Here is a 14653-nt window from a genome sequence, read left to right as displayed (position 1 = left end):
GGTCTCGCCTTTGAATTTGAAAGGTCCATCCACGCCGAATGAAGATTAAAGTCATTGTTAAGCATGCTATTGCCAAATCAGCGAAAGCCAGTTTAACTGGTTACCGACAACTCTAAATATCAGGGTATTGCTGCCTTTCATGCATTGTGCATAGAGCTAGTCGCAGCCATTATTGCCGATTCAGGCCTGCCAGAAGGAGCGTTCAAAAAGTATTGATGTGCTCATTACTCAACTGGCTGGCTTGGTGGCTATAACTTCCAGTGGGCGTGGGCGAGTGGTTTTTGTGCTGGGCAATATGTTTGATTGGTAATATTTAAAACAAAACAATGAGCTATAATAAAGCCAAGGTTCATGCTTTTACATTCATGCACCTTGGCTTTTTTGTGCCATTTAAAGGGCTAATGTCATTTAGTAAGCATATTACGCAATACATATTGCAATATGCCGCCGTGTTTGTAGTAGTCCCATTCTTTTGGAGTGTCTATGCGCAAATCGGCTTGGACGTTTATTTTTTCACCATTGTCTTTTTCAGCCACCAGAGTTACTTCATCGACTTTGTCACGTAAACCCTCGATAGAAAACACCTCTTGCCCTGTAAGGCCTAAAGACTCATGACTTTCCCCGTCTTTAAACTGCAGCGGTAACACGCCCATGCCAATTAAATTGGAACGGTGAATTCGTTCATAACTTTGTGCAATAACCGCCTTTACACCCAGAAGCAGAGAGCCTTTCGCTGCCCAGTCACGGGATGACCCCGTACCATACTCTTTGCCGGCCAGAATAATAAGTGGCGTATTCTGTTTCTGATATGACATTGCCGCATCGTAGATACTGGCTAGGTTATTGTCAGGTTGGGTACGAGTTACACCGCCTTCCGTACCAGGGGCGAGAAGGTTTCTCAGTCTTATGTTGGCAAAAGTGCCACGCATCATAACTTCGTGATTGCCGCGACGTGAGCCATATGAATTAAATTGAGCTTTTTCAACGTCGTTTTCTTTTAAGTACGTACCTGTAGGAGAGTCTGCCTTAATAGTACCTGCTGGGGATATATGGTCTGTGGTGACAGAATCCCCAAGTTTCGCTAAACAGCGTGCACCCTTTATCGTAGGAATACCTGGAGGCTCGACGGTCATACCATCAAAGAAAGGGGCTTTTTTAATATACGTAGATGAGTCATCCCAGTCGTATAATTTTCCATCAGGAACCTGAATTTGTTGCCAACGATGGTCACCTTCATAAACGCTTGCGTAGTTCTTTTCAAACATGCTCTTGGTGACCGTTTCTTTTACCAAGTCACTAACTTCTTTTACGTTTGGCCAAATATCTTTTAGATAAACATCGTTACCTTGTTCATCGTGCGTTAATGGTTCATTGTAAACATCAATATCTGTTCGTCCTGCAATGGCATAGGCAACAACAAGTGGTGGTGAAGCCAATAGGTTCATTTTAATATCTTGATGAATGCGGCCTTCAAAATTGCGGTTGCCCGATAAAATAGAGCTTACTATGAGTTGGTGCTTTTGAATCGCATCTGATATTTCGCTCGCTAATGGACCTGAGTTACCAATACAAGTGGTACAGCCGTAGCCGACTAGGTTAAAACCAAGATACTCTAAATCGTCCATTAAGCCTGCTTTTTGCAGATAGTCGGTTACCACTTTGGAGCCAGGGGCCAGCGAGGTTTTTACCCATGGCTTTACATTAATACCTAGCTGTTTGGCTTTTTTAGCAACTAAACCTGCCGCTAAAATAACGCTTGGATTAGAGGTGTTGGTACAGCTAGTAATAGCAGCAATGACACAGGCACCATCATTCAGTTCAAATTCGTGGCCTTTAAATTTAACATTCGCGGCCCCCATAAATTGGGCTTCATTGACCGGCTCATCGACATCATTTGCAGGGCCTTCACTTTCGATAATAGTGTGGTTTTGGTCATTCCTTTCACGACGTTCCATGCGTTCATTTTGAAAGTCTTTTAGATGGTTGCGTAACACTTTGCCTGCTTCGTCAAGGGCAATCCTGTCTTGTGGACGCTTAGGTCCTGCTAAGCTTGGTACCACATCACCCAATTTTAACTCTAAAGAATCGGTGTAATCTGCTTCATCACCATTATTACGCCATAAGCCTTGGTGCTTGGCATACTCTTCAACGAGTGTAAGTTGTTGTTCGTCACGGTTTGTTAAGCGCAAGTAGTTGATGGTTTCGTCATCAATTGGGAAAATGCCGCAGGTAGCACCGTATTCTGGAGCCATATTAGCAATGGTTGCTCTGTCAGCCAGAGGTAGATCGGCGAGTCCATCACCATAAAACTCGACGAACTTACCCACTACGCCATGATTACGCAGCATCTCGGTAACCGTGAGCACTAAGTCGGTTGCTGTTGTACCTTCAGGCAGGCTGCCACTTAGCTTAACCCCGACAACTTGTGGGATAAGCAAGCTAATAGGTTGCCCCAGCATGACGGCTTCGGCTTCAATACCGCCGACCCCCCAACCGAGAACACCCAAACCATTAATCATGGTTGTGTGAGAGTCTGTACCGACTAGTGTGTCTGGATAGGCGAACTTTTGACCGTTTCTATCTTCATTGAAGACGACCCGGGCTAAATATTCTAAATTGACTTGGTGAACAATGCCGGTTGCTGGTGGTACGACTTTTAAGTTATCAAATGCGGTTTGCCCCCAACGCAGAAATTCGTAACGTTCTTTGTTTCGTTCGTATTCCAACTTTGCGTTTAAATCAAATGCGTTGTCATTACCATAACCATCGACTTGCACGGAGTGGTCAATCACCAATTCAACAGGAGAAAGAGGGTTTATTTTTGCCGGATTGCCACCCAATCTTTCCATCGCATCGCGCATGGCGGCTAAATCTACAATGGCGGGCACTCCTGTGAAATCTTGCATGACAACGCGGGCAGGTGTGAAAGCGACTTCTGTAGAGGGGAGTGCGTGAGGATCCCAGTCTAGTAGGGCTTGGATATCTTGCGCTTTGACACTCACGCCATCTTCATTGCGGAGTAAATTTTCAAGTAATATTTTTAAAGAAAAAGGTAGTCGTTTAGTGGCAGAGCCAAGTTCTTTCAAGGAGTTAATTTGAAATGCTTCGCCGTTAACTGTGAGTTGTTGCTGGGTGTTGAAACTATCGTTCATCATCGTCCCCTTCATTATTGATAAGGATTTACAGCCGTTTTTTCTCTTATATGTAAAAAAGTATATATCATGCTAACGGAATCTGCGGGCACGGAGGGAGTGTGCAATGACTAAATCAAATTGGTTGGATGTTATTTCCTTATTTTAAGTAAGGTGATTCATGCTACTTCACTACTTTATAAACTACGGCAATATCCGCTTCAGCAAAGACTGCTTTCATTGCTTGTTTGAAGACTTCACTGAGTTGGCAAAGGTTGCTCAAGTTGATTGTCTAGGGCGACAGCAAGGCGCGTGTCCTTTTGCATATGCTTAAGCTGATTGAAAGCTGCCGACCACTGCAAGAAACCAATTCTGCTCATTATATTACGATAGCTGCTTGGTCGACTTTGTTGTTTTTAATTCATCTAGTCCTGCTTGAAATGTCATCATTGGACGATAGCTTAAGTCTTGTTTGGCTTTGGTAATATCTAGGGTAACCTCTACAGCGCTTGTGGCGTATTCTTGGAAAGTAACAGGAAGTGGACTGCTTTTTAGGGCTAGACGACGGCGTAAGCTGTCTAGCTTTGCAATTACGAGAGGAATAAAAGCAGGGATGTTTTTATCTGGCACAGTTAGCCCGTGCGCTTCGATTATGCCGGAAATGGTCTCTCGGAATGGTCTATCATCGCCATCGCTAATGAAATAGATTGCCTTAGGGGTGCCGTGATAGAGAGAGGCTTCAATTGCATTGCATAAGTTAGCAATGTGTGTCGTTGACGAGAGATAGTGTCCGCCGCCGATCCAGGCAAAAGTTTGATTTTCAATAGCCTTTAGTATTTGTGGCATGGCTGTTGTATCGTCGCGACCCCAGACAAAGCGAGGTCTCAGCACAATAACAGTGAAAGTGTCACAATTCGCATTCAACACTATCTTTTCTGCTAGTTGCTTGGTGTGTGAGTAGTCTCCTACACTTTTTTTTGGATATGAGGCGTTTTCCGATACATTTTTTATAGGCTTGCCTGTCAGTAGTACTGAATCAGTGCTGATATGAATGAACCGTTTCACTCCAGCTGCCTTTGCGGCTTTGAGCAGTTGGGCTGTACCATCGACATTAGTTTTAAATTGGTTTTTGGAAAGGTTCTTGTGATCTGTATCCGCGGCTGTATGAATTACGATGTCGCAGTCTTTTAGGTCATTCGTTAGTGTGTGACTAAGTAAATCCCCATATACGAATGTTAATTGGGTGTCTTTAAGGATTTTGGTTTTTTCTTTGTCTCGTGAAAGACCAACGATCTCATGAGACTGAGCTAAGTGCCTAGCAACATTCCGTCCAACATAACCTGTAACGCCTGATATAAAAATTTTCATAGAGTACCTATATAAACTTGTAATTTAACATGTGAACATATTTTGTTATTTTGTTCACAAGAGGTAACTTAACAGGTTAACACTTGATGTCAATGTGTTTTTCAGACATGCTTTCGTGTCTACAGAAGATGGATAGAATTTAACGTAATGATTCTCAGAGAAGCGCAAAAACTCATTTTGAAATATGGGTACCCTAAAGTGACCATGACAGACATTGCCAATGCCTGTCAGATCTCTCGAACCACTCTTTATAAATCATACCCAAATAAAGAGTCGATTGTCGTAGGGCTAATTAATGAATCACTAGAGCATAATATTCGTGAGACAGAAGGGTTAGCTTTGTCTGATCTATCGTTTCGTGGAAAGCTTGAACGTTTTTTTGATGTTTGGACGCTTCAGCCAGCAGCTTCAGTGATAGAGTTGGATACAGGGCGAGATATTTTACAAAATGTATCTTCTTATGCGCCTGACGCAGTTAATAATCACTATGAAATTTTTCAGGCTATGCTTGCTGAGTTAATCAGAGGTGTTCTGCCAACGGATTCTAGTTTGGATGCTCAAGATTTAGCTTACATTTTTTCAGTTACTTCTCGTGGAATTAAGGCTGATGCACAAACTTTAGAAACATTAACAAACCAAATTGACCTATTAATCGATATTATAATTAAAACGGTCGAACCTGTTTTCTTAAATATGACTTGAAGCGAAAGTAAATGCCGAACGGCTTAATTTAATAACTCTCTTAATGTAATGTTGTTTTGTATGGTGTTGTCGATTGCAGCTGAATTTTAAGATTTCACTTTTCTCAAAAAATGCTCACGTAAGGACGCGGCTTATAGGCCAAGAAAGCTCATATTCCAATTTTATGGAGCGATGAATTTAGATAGCACACTGAGAAGAGAGAAAAGGAAAGAAGGTAGAGGAGTATTCCATTACCTTCTTAAATGTTACTGCAATCACTACTTTATTACTTTATAAACTGCGGCAATGTCTTCCTCCGCAAAGCCTACTTTTATCGCTTGCTTAAAGGCTTCATTAGCAATAGCGGCGGTTGGCAAAGGCTGCTCAAGTTGATCGCCTAGGGCGACGGCAAGGCGCATGTCCTTTTGCATGTGCTTAAGCGGAAAGCTGGTGGTGTAGTCTTCCTTTAGCAGCATGGCGCCTTTGCCTTTAAACATCGGATTCGCCATGGCGCCAGCATCAACGATGTCTAAAATCTGCTGACCGTCTAAACCGGCTTTTTGTCCTAAAGACATGCCTTCACTGAAAATGCTTAGCATGCCGCCCATCATCATATTTACGACGAGCTTCATGTTTGCGCCTTGGCCGACTTCACCGAGGTAGGGTGACATTTTACCCATCACCTCAAACGCACTTTTTGCGTCGTCATAAAGCGATTGATTGCCCGCAGCAAGAATGATTAACGTGCCGTCTTCAGCGGGCTTTTTCGTACCTGAAACAGGCGCTTCTAAAAAGCGTCCGCCTGCTTGAGAAATTAAATCGGCAATGGCTTTTGAGGTTGTGTCGTCAACCGTCGACATATCAACGTAACCACGACCAGCGCCAATGCCTGCCGCGACGCTATCAGGGCCTTGGCAAAGCGCTAACGCCGCTTCAGGGTCAGACACCATGGCGAAGGTAATATCGCAATTTGTCGCTACGTCTTTTGGTGTTGCGCCTTGGCGAGCGCCTAGAGATACTAACTCAGCACATTTTTCTGGGTTACGATTCCAAACGGTTACGTCAAATCCCGCTTTTACTAAATTTGTAGCCATGGCTTTCCCCATAATGCCCAAACCTAAAAAACCAACATTAGCCATAAAACTCTCTCTTATTTGCTGTTATTTCCGACAGTGTAACAAATAGAAAAAGTCATCGTCTGCAAATAATGGCGGTAGGTAAACAATGGTACTGTTGCGATTGAAGTGTTCGAATGTGAAGGTTAAGTCTTTGCTACTTGCTTTTGATCAGCCACCAGTTCCATAACCCAGTCAATAAAGCATTCGGAACTGTATTGGTTGGCGTTTTTGGTTCGAGTTAAGAAGAAGGCGTTGTTTTTACATTCAATAGGAGGTGTGAGGGCGATCAAACTACCGTCAGCGATTAAATCCTCCACATGCCAATCCCAAGCAAGGGCAATGCCTAGGCCATTTTGTGCGGCATGAACGACGGCGATTTGGTCTTCCATCTGAATTTCGTTTAATGGCTCTTGATAGTCTATTGCTGAGTGAGCTGCCCAGGTTTTCCAGTTTTCCCAGAAGTCAGGGGCGTCTTTGAGGCCTAGCAGGGGTTGCTGCCAGATACTTTCTAAATTGTGACATTCCGGACGTTTTTCCAGAAAACTGGGACTACACACTAGTAGCATTCTTTCGTTAAACAGCAAAAAATTGTTTTTATAAGACGTTTTTAATGAGGAGTAATAAAACGCCACATCGTATTCGTCGCTGTTCACTTCACTCATATTACGCTCATTATTAATGCTTATATTGAGCATGATGTCTGGGTATTTATCGCGAAAATTATCTAAATGAGGAATGAGCCAGAAGTGGCTAAAGCACGCGCCAATTTCTAAATTAAGGGGCAGAGGAGAGACTTTATCATCCATTTTTTTTGACTCTTCAGCCAAGACAGTCAGAGTTTGTCTAACGGTTTCTAAATAAATTTGTCCTTTTTTTGTCAGTTCTAGGCCTGTTTTCTTGCGAATAAATAACTTGGTGTTCAGAAAGTTTTCTAGTTGTTTTATTTGTTTGCTAACCGCTGTCGGAGAAACGCAAAGCTCATTGGCAGCGCTGGTTAAGGTACCAAGACGAGCCGATGCTTCAAACAAAATAAGGCTGCTTAAAGAGGGAATAGTTCGGTTATTTATTGGCATGCAAACAGCTATCCTAAACTTTTAGTTCAAGTTAGCCTAACAAAATAGCGTTTTACTTACAATTCAAGCTTCCTAATATGGATATAAAACACAAATATAACGAAAGGATATTATGCAAAACATCAAACACATCCACCATGCCATGTTGCCATTACCCGATGGCACTAAGCTTGCGTATCGTGCTTGGTTGCCAAGCGATGCCGATGACAAGCCTGTTCCCGCTATTTTGGAGTTCTTGCCGTATCGTAAAAATGACGGCACGATTGTTCGAGATGAAATCACGATGGCGCAAACTGCCGAGCAGGGTTATGCCTGCATTCGAGTTGACCTTCGAGGTTGCGGTGAGTCAGAAGGGCACACCACCGACGAATACACAGAGCAAGAGTTACAAGACGGTTTCGATATTATTGCTTGGCTGGCGAAACAGCCTTGGTGTAGTGGCAGCGTAGGCATGGTGGGTATTTCTTGGGGCGGGTTTAATTCACTGCAAGTTGCCGCACTGAACCCCCCTGCATTAAAGGCCATCATCACACAGTGTTCTACCGACGACCGTTATGCCACAGATGTACACTACATGGGCGGCTGTCTGCTGAATGACAACTTGGATTGGGCATCGTTCTTTTGGGCCTATGCACAAGGCCGCGCACCAGACGCAAAATTGGTTGGTGAAGGCTGGAAAGAGCAGTGGTTGGATCGCCTGAACAAAATGCCATTCCTGGCTAAGCCTTGGCTGACTGAGCAAGTCCGCAATGGTTATTGGAAGCATGGCTCAATCTGTGAGGATTACAGTGCCATTAAGATTCCTGTCTATGCGATGAGTGGTTGGGCTGATAATTATCGCGATACGGTATTCCGCTTATTAGAAAACCTTGTTGATGTGCCGCGCAAAGGTTTGGTTGGCCCTTGGGCACATAAATACCCAAATATTGCGTACCCGAACCCAAAAATGGATTATGTAAAAGAGTCGGTGCGTTGGTGGGATCGTTGGTTAAAAGGCGTCGAAAATGGTATCGATGACGAGCCGGAATTAACCTATTACATGCAAGACAGTGTTCGTCCACAGACGGATTATGATATGCGTCCTGGTCAGTGGATTTCAGAGCCTTCTTGGCCATCGCCTCAGACAGAGATGAAAACCTTCTATCCATCGAATGGTCAGTTGCTGGATACACCTCAACCAACGGCTTTGGCGCAGCAGATTTGCTCGCCACAAACGGTTGGCTTAAACGGTGGTCGTTTATGTGTGGGGATCCGTCTTGCCATGGAGCAACCAGCCGATCAGCGAGCTGACGATGCGGGTTCCATGTGTTTTGATACCTTGCCTTTAAAAGACGATTTGGCGATTGCTGGTCAGGTCATGGCGAATTTAGCGATCCGCAGTGATAAGCCCACAGCAAACCTTGCTGTGCGTATTTCTGATGTTCATCCCGATGGTGCGGTCACACGAATCAGTGTGGGTGTATTAAACCTAACGCATCGCGATAGCCATGAGTTTGTTGAGCCGTTAACGCCGGGCGAACTATACAATGTAAAAGTGCCTGTGACGCACGTAGCCTATAAAGTGCCTGCAGGGCATAAATTGCGCATCTCCGTTTCGACAGCGTGTTGGCCGTTAATTTGGCCATCCCCTGATCATGCCACAATTACACTTGAGTCTTCTTTAAGCAATATTGAAGTGCCTCATAGAACCCAGTTAGTAACAGAAGTCGAGCCGCCTGCGCTGGACACGCCTGTAGCAATTGATGGTGAAACACTTCGCCCAACGAAGAGTGAGCGAGTGGTGCATCACGATTACAAAACAGGTCTGGTTACGTTAGAAACCTATGATGACTTCGGCCGCCAATATTACAACTCTTGTGAAAGCATGATTGATATGGCGATGAGTCAGTGGCAGACCATTCATCCAGACGATCCACTTACAGCAGAATCTAAGTTGGTTTTTGACCTGACAATGGGGCGCGAAGGCTGGTGGACTGGTTTAAAAGGCCTATACCACATGCGTTGTGATCATGGGCATTTTTACATCACCAGTACTTGGGAAGCGTTTCATGATGGGGAGCTAATTTTCAGCAAAGAGTTTGAGGAAACCATCAAACGAACAGGTGTTTAACCGATTATTTCTGTGAGGATATTACATGTTTAAATCATTACGACCTTTGGTCTTTTTTCCAACCTTTATCATTTTGGTCGGTGCGTTAATATTCAGTTTGGTGGACTTGGCGCTTTTTACTCAATACACCAAAATAGCCAATAACTTCGTGTTGTCACACTTTTCTTGGCTGTTTAGTTTGGGTAGTTTCTATCTGCTGGTGTTGATCGCTATTACTTATTTTTCAAAATTGGGCAATATCAGAATTGGTGGTGAAAATGCCACACCAAAGCTCAAAAAATCTCGTTGGTTTATGATTGTACTCTGTACAACTCTAGCCGTAGGTGTATTGTTTTGGACAACCGCCGAGCCTTTGTATCACTTGTACTCGCCACCAGAAAGCTGGGGCATTGAAGGCAATAGCCCGAACGCTGTGCTATTTGCTTTCTCGGCGATGTTTTTGCACTGGGGGCCAACGCCTTATGCTATTTATGCCGTTCCAGCGTTAATCTTTGCCTTGGTGTTTCATAACCTAAAACTGCCTTATTCCATCAGCAGTTCTCTGCGTCCAGTATTTGGCAAATATGTGACAGGCCGTATGGGCGATGTGATTGATGCGTTGGCATTGTATTCCTTAGTAGTCGGAATGGCGTCATCATTAGGTACAGGTGCACTTACCTTGTTGGGTGGTGCGAGCCAGTTTTTACCTATGGAGAAAAACGCTGTTACGCTAGGCATTATTATCGCCATCATTGTGATTACCTTTGTATTGTCTGCAGCTCGTGGGTTGATCAAAGGTATTGCGCGCCTTTCCATGGTTAACTTCTGGCTGTTGATTGCGTTATTTGTATTTACTTTGATCTTTGGACCAACACTTTATATGTTGGGCATTGGTGTAGAAGGCTTAGGTGCATTTTTACAGAACTTCTTTCGTCTTAGCTTGTTTACAGGACAAGCGGCTAGTGATCCATGGCCACAATGGTGGAGTGTATTCTATTGGGCTGTTTGGTTTGCTTGGGCGCCAATCACCGCGATGTTCTTAGGTAAAATCGCCCGTGGCTACACAGTGCGTGAGTTTATCCAAGTAAACGTTATTTTTCCTAGTTTGTTTGTGCTGTTATGGATTTCTGTATTCTCGTGCACCGCTATATTTATGGACCAAGAAAGCGGTGGTGAACTATATGAAATCTTGAATAGCGGCGGCATTGAATTACTGCTTTACCATATTTTTGGTGAATTACCGCTGGGTACGTTGACCTCTTTGATCCTTGTCTTCATTGCTTTTATCTCTTATGTAACGGCGGCCGATTCGAGCACCGATGCCATTGGTGATTTGTGTGTAAAAAACTTTAATGCTGAATCTCAAGAAGGCACTGGCATGCCGATCAAAATTCTATGGGGTACCATAATAGGATTAGTGGCTTGGATTATGGTCAGCACCGTAGGCGTGGCTGGCGTGAAATCTCTGTCTAACTTAGGTGGCTTACCTGCCACTCTGATTATTCTGTGTTGTAGTTTTACCTTGGTTAAATGGATCAAGAATCCTGCATTATTAAAAGGTTAACTAGGTCACTTTATCCAGGCCACCAAATGGCTTAGCACTTTCGCTAGGCCATTTTTAGTTCACGATCTTACTACCTATTCAATTGCATCATTTTAGATTTTGTGTAGAGTATAGTTTGTGCTTCATAAGCGCCCCTGGATCAGCAGACAGGGCATAACTGAGCTGGCAAATTGACGATTTTCAACATCAAGGAGCCTGCTATGTCTGCGACACAGCCAAATGACATTTCTCTACAAAACTTTAAAAAGCCATTCCACTCTTCATCTAAACGTATTTGGATCAAACAACCTCTTGCGTGCTTTACGGCGAATGAACTTGATGCGCGCGGTGGCATCGTCATCGAAGGTGAGCGGATCAAAGAAGTGCTGCCATTGGGCCAATTGCCTTCTCTCCCAGTAGACGAGGTCGTTGACGCTAGTGAGCTGGTTGTCTTGCCTGGTTTAATTAATACCCATCATCATTTTTATCAAACCCTGACTCGCGCTTGGGGGCCAGTGGTTAGTGAGCCCTTGTTCCCGTGGCTCAAAACGTTGTATCCAGTTTGGGCGCGACTTACCCCCGAGGCGCTGTCATTGGCAACACAAGTTGCCATGGCCGAATTGCTCTTGTCAGGCTGCACGACAGCCGCCGACCATCATTATCTTTTTCCAACGGGCATGGAAGACGCGATAGATGTGCAAGTCGATGTGGTTAGGCAGCTGGGCATGCGTGCCATGTTAACCCGAGGGTCAATGAGCTTAGGAGAAAACGAAGGCGGCTTACCGCCACAGCACACGGTACAAAACGGTGATGTCATATTGGCCGACAGCCAGCGTTTAATCAAGCAATACCATGAGCGAGGCGAGGGCGCACAGATTCAAATCGCACTGGCACCGTGCTCTCCTTTTTCCGTTACTCGGGAGATAATGGCGGACAGCGCAATATTAGCGCAACAGGAAGACGTGCGTTTACATACCCATTTAGCTGAAACATTAGACGAAGAAGATTTTTGTTTAAAGACATTTGGTTTACGCACCGTGGATTATTTGGACAGCGTGGGCTGGATGACCGACAGAACTTGGTTGGCTCATGGCATTCATTTTAACGCAGAAGAGATCAAACGATTGGGAGCCGCGGGCGTGGGGATTTGTCATTGTCCGGTATCGAATATGCGCTTGGCCTCTGGCATTTGCCCGACGTTAGACCTTAGCGCGGCGGGTGCCCATATTGGTCTTGGTGTGGATGGCTCGGCGTCTAATGACGCTTCCAATATGATGTACGAAGCCAGACAAGCGCTGTATCTACAGCGTCTTAAATACGGTGCTGAAAAAATCACCCCAGAGCGCGTACTCGGCTGGGCGACGAAAGGTTCTGCAGCATTATTAGGGCGTAATGACATTGGCGAAATCACCCTAGGAAAACAGGCAGACCTGGCATTTTATAAACTGGACGAACTAAGGTTCTCAGGGAGTCACGATCCAATCGCCGCGTTATTGCTGTGTGGGGCCGAAAAAGCTGAGCATGTCATGATTGGTGGTCAATGGCGAGTCAAAGAAGGGCAAATCATCGGCTTAGACTTACCGACCTTAATAGAAAAACATAAAGCCTGCGCCAAACAGTTGGTTGCGGGTTAGGTGGTAGTATTGTTAATAGGAAATAGGGTTTCCACGACATCAGACTGAAAGCATTGTAATCCAGCTCTATGAAAACAATACTGACCAATTTAGGGTTGGTCAGTATTGTTTCTTGTTCTCACGACAGCACCATTTACTCAAACGCAGCTATCTGTCCCAGTGATCAGTTCATCCTATTTCTATTGTTTGGTCGTTCGTTTTTTACGTTCTGACAGCCAGATTCCCGCTAGTACCATAGCCAAGGCGATAGCATGGTAAAAATGGAATGTTTCGTGCAAAAGAAGTACCGCTAAAATGGGTGCGAAAATAGGCACAAAATTGATAAACACCCCAGCCCTAGCCGGGCCGATTAACTCTACCCCACGCATAAAAAATACCTGCGAAATTAACGAAGGGAAGAACGAGATATACAGAACAATCAGCCAGCCTTTTGGAGTGGGCCAGTAGGCCGCTCCCGTGGCGACTTCATAGGCCAGAGCAGGTAGCGACGTGATAGCACCAATACAAGACAAAACAGTAAAGAACACCATGGCGGAGACATTGGGTTTACTACGCAGGGCCAAGGTGTAGATGCCATAGCAAACACAGGCGATCAATATAAAGCCGTCCCCAGGATTAATGGACAGTTCCAACAGCGTACTCAGGTGCCCCCGAGTGGCTACTAGAGTCACTCCTAGTAGAGTGAGAATAATGCCAATTGCCTGCAAAAGATGGACCCTTTCACGAAACAGCAACATGGCGCCGAGCAGTACCAGTACAGGGACACTGCCTTGAATGATTCCGATATTAATGGCGGTGGTTTGATAGGCTGCAATATAAAACAGGGAGTTAAAACAGGTGAAACCGAGAGTCGCCATCAGCACCATTTTTAACAAATGTGGGCGCAGCAGGTGCCATTCCTGACGCACTTGGCGACCATAGAAAAATAACATCACACCACTCACAATCAACCAGCGTAGAGACACCACGGATAATGGTGAAACCTGATCAATCGCCAGACGGCCAGCAATAGTATTGCCGCCCCAAAACAGGGTACATAAAATCAGTAAGGCATAGGCATTAGAGTGAATACGATTAGTGAAGAAGCTCAACAAAGCGTTCATTATCAATCCTTAAAGCGGTAGAGCGGATCCCAAATTATTTTGGTTTACAAGCATACTCATGCAGGCCTAGGGAAGAAAGCAGAAATTGGTAGTCACCGCTTTCTATATTGGCTTTGAAGTATTAGTGGGTTATAGAAAAGGGTAATGGGTATGGAAACGGCACTAGATAAGCACCATTTTCTGCATTGAGTGAAAAGCTAAAGGGGATTAGTTTTTCTTGAGAGCGGTTGTGTTTAAACTTTGGTCTACACTGTAGATTGTCCAGCGTTCGTTAGCGAATTGCTGTTTTGCAAAAACCTCTGCCACAACACGACGGTTTAGTTGGCGTCCTGTTGCTGTTTCGTTATCTGCTATTGGGCGAGTTGCGCCATAGCCAATGCCTTTTACTCGATCTGCTTTTATTCTAAAGCTGTCTACCAGTACGTCAGCAATTGCGGTGGCACGTCGTTGGGATAAGACTCGGTTAAGTTCTGCAGATCCTTTGCTGTCCGTATGTCCTTCGATTACCACGTTGCTGTTTGGGTTATCCTGCAGAAACTTGGCCAGCTCTTTTAGTTCTGAGTAAAAGCGCGGTTTAATCTCGGCTTTACCGGAATCAAAAAGAACGTTTAGTTCGATAGATAAGAGTTTAGTGCTTTCGTAAGGGCAACCGTAGTTGTCTACAGCTACCCCTTCAGGAGTGTCTGGGCAGAGGTCTCTAGCATCAATAACACCATCCTTGTCGGAATCCGCTAGGCGAGCTTGTATGTTAGAAGCGTACAAGCTTTCTGCAGCGGTAAGTTGATCAAAAGCAAATAGCGCTGAGATCAGACTGATGTATTTGAGTAAAGTCCTCATTATTCTTTAACTGTCCTTAATAGACATCTGTGATTTATTTAGCTTATGGACAAAAGCTTAACATCGCCATTGGTTT

11 protein-coding genes are annotated in these 14653 nt (G+C 44.5%); 4 read left to right on the top strand and 7 right to left on the bottom strand.

All coding sequences use genetic code 11. From position 1 onward, the window contains the following. Window positions 1-404 precede the first annotated feature (404 nt). From acnA to DFP77_RS10415, 3 genes are all read right to left on the bottom strand, one after another. Complete coding sequence (gene acnA, locus DFP77_RS10420) at window positions 405-3152, bottom strand: aconitate hydratase AcnA (RefSeq protein ID WP_114412233.1); 2748 nt, start codon at window positions 3150-3152, stop codon at window positions 405-407. Between the two features lie 236 nt (window positions 3153-3388). Beyond that, entirely contained in the window at window positions 3389-3511 is a 123-nt protein-coding gene (locus tag DFP77_RS19795) for a hypothetical protein (RefSeq protein ID WP_258861126.1), read from the bottom strand. A gap of 4 nt (window positions 3512-3515) precedes the next feature. Beyond that, window positions 3516-4499 carry an NAD-dependent epimerase/dehydratase family protein gene (locus tag DFP77_RS10415; protein ID WP_114412232.1) on the bottom strand — a complete coding sequence of 328 codons (984 nt, stop codon included), beginning with the start codon at window positions 4497-4499 and terminating at the stop codon, window positions 3516-3518. 147 nt (window positions 4500-4646) lie between these two features. Here DFP77_RS10415 and DFP77_RS10410 point away from each other — a divergent pair, with 147 nt between their 5' ends. After that, a complete protein-coding gene (locus DFP77_RS10410) occupies window positions 4647-5201 on the top strand; it encodes a TetR/AcrR family transcriptional regulator (RefSeq protein ID WP_114412231.1) in 555 nt (184 codons plus the stop codon). 257 nt (window positions 5202-5458) lie between these two features. On the opposite strand, the gene DFP77_RS10405 is transcribed toward DFP77_RS10410, so the two are convergent. Then, the gene (locus DFP77_RS10405) at window positions 5459-6319 is read right to left on the bottom strand and encodes an NAD(P)-dependent oxidoreductase (protein ID WP_114412230.1); all 861 of its coding nucleotides are present in this window, start codon (window positions 6317-6319) and stop codon (window positions 5459-5461) included. A gap of 122 nt (window positions 6320-6441) precedes the next feature. Further along, window positions 6442-7371 carry a LysR substrate-binding domain-containing protein gene (locus DFP77_RS10400; RefSeq protein WP_114412229.1) on the bottom strand — a complete coding sequence of 310 codons (930 nt, stop codon included), beginning with the start codon at window positions 7369-7371 and terminating at the stop codon, window positions 6442-6444. A 112-nt stretch (window positions 7372-7483) separates the two neighbouring features. Here DFP77_RS10400 and DFP77_RS10395 point away from each other — a divergent pair, with 112 nt between their 5' ends. From DFP77_RS10395 to DFP77_RS10385, 3 genes are all read left to right on the top strand, one after another. Then, window positions 7484-9481, top strand: a complete 1998-nt coding sequence (locus tag DFP77_RS10395; protein WP_114412228.1) for a CocE/NonD family hydrolase — start codon at window positions 7484-7486, stop codon at window positions 9479-9481. Window positions 9482-9506: 25 nt separating this feature from the next. Next, window positions 9507-11024: a BCCT family transporter gene (locus tag DFP77_RS10390; protein ID WP_114412227.1), complete on the top strand. Its 1518-nt coding sequence runs from the start codon at window positions 9507-9509 to the stop codon at window positions 11022-11024. A 200-nt stretch (window positions 11025-11224) separates the two neighbouring features. Then, entirely contained in the window at window positions 11225-12637 is a 1413-nt protein-coding gene (locus DFP77_RS10385; protein WP_114412226.1) for an 8-oxoguanine deaminase, read from the top strand. Window positions 12638-12816: 179 nt separating this feature from the next. Here the strand turns inward: DFP77_RS10385 and DFP77_RS10380 are convergent, their stop codons facing one another. Both DFP77_RS10380 and DFP77_RS10375 read right to left on the bottom strand, forming a co-directional pair. Continuing rightward, entirely contained in the window at window positions 12817-13740 is a 924-nt protein-coding gene (locus tag DFP77_RS10380) for a DMT family transporter (protein WP_114412225.1), read from the bottom strand. 207 nt (window positions 13741-13947) lie between these two features. Then, window positions 13948-14577 (bottom strand): OmpA family protein, encoded by a 630-nt coding sequence (locus tag DFP77_RS10375; RefSeq protein WP_114412224.1) that lies wholly within the window; start codon window positions 14575-14577, stop codon window positions 13948-13950. Between the last annotated feature and the right edge of the window lie 76 nt (window positions 14578-14653).

Source organism: Marinomonas foliarum, from assembly GCF_003337275.1.
Classification (GTDB): Bacteria; Pseudomonadota; Gammaproteobacteria; order Pseudomonadales; family Marinomonadaceae; genus Marinomonas; species Marinomonas foliarum.
The sequence above is the reverse complement of the archived record's forward strand: the minus strand, read 5'-3'. Positions and strand labels throughout refer to the sequence as shown.

Excerpts from the sequence above, each read along its gene's own strand:
- DFP77_RS10380 (WP_114412225.1), bottom strand. The coding sequence starts at position 13,740 with ATGAACGCTTTGTTGAGCTTCTTCACTAATCGTATTCACTCTAATGCC.
- DFP77_RS10390 (WP_114412227.1), top strand. The coding sequence starts at position 9,507 with ATGTTTAAATCATTACGACCTTTGGTCTTTTTTCCAACCTTTATCATT.
- DFP77_RS10375 (WP_114412224.1), bottom strand. The coding sequence starts at position 14,577 with ATGAGGACTTTACTCAAATACATCAGTCTGATCTCAGCGCTATTTGCT.
- DFP77_RS10400 (WP_114412229.1), bottom strand. The coding sequence starts at position 7,371 with ATGCCAATAAATAACCGAACTATTCCCTCTTTAAGCAGCCTTATTTTG.
- DFP77_RS10410 (WP_114412231.1), top strand. The coding sequence starts at position 4,647 with ATGATTCTCAGAGAAGCGCAAAAACTCATTTTGAAATATGGGTACCCT.
- DFP77_RS10395 (WP_114412228.1), top strand. The coding sequence starts at position 7,484 with ATGCAAAACATCAAACACATCCACCATGCCATGTTGCCATTACCCGAT.
- DFP77_RS10405 (WP_114412230.1), bottom strand. The coding sequence starts at position 6,319 with ATGGCTAATGTTGGTTTTTTAGGTTTGGGCATTATGGGGAAAGCCATG.
- DFP77_RS10385 (WP_114412226.1), top strand. The coding sequence starts at position 11,225 with ATGTCTGCGACACAGCCAAATGACATTTCTCTACAAAACTTTAAAAAG.
- DFP77_RS19795 (WP_258861126.1), bottom strand. The coding sequence starts at position 3,511 with ATGAGCAGAATTGGTTTCTTGCAGTGGTCGGCAGCTTTCAATCAGCTT.
- DFP77_RS10415 (WP_114412232.1), bottom strand. The coding sequence starts at position 4,499 with ATGAAAATTTTTATATCAGGCGTTACAGGTTATGTTGGACGGAATGTT.
- acnA (WP_114412233.1), bottom strand. The coding sequence starts at position 3,152 with ATGAACGATAGTTTCAACACCCAGCAACAACTCACAGTTAACGGCGAA.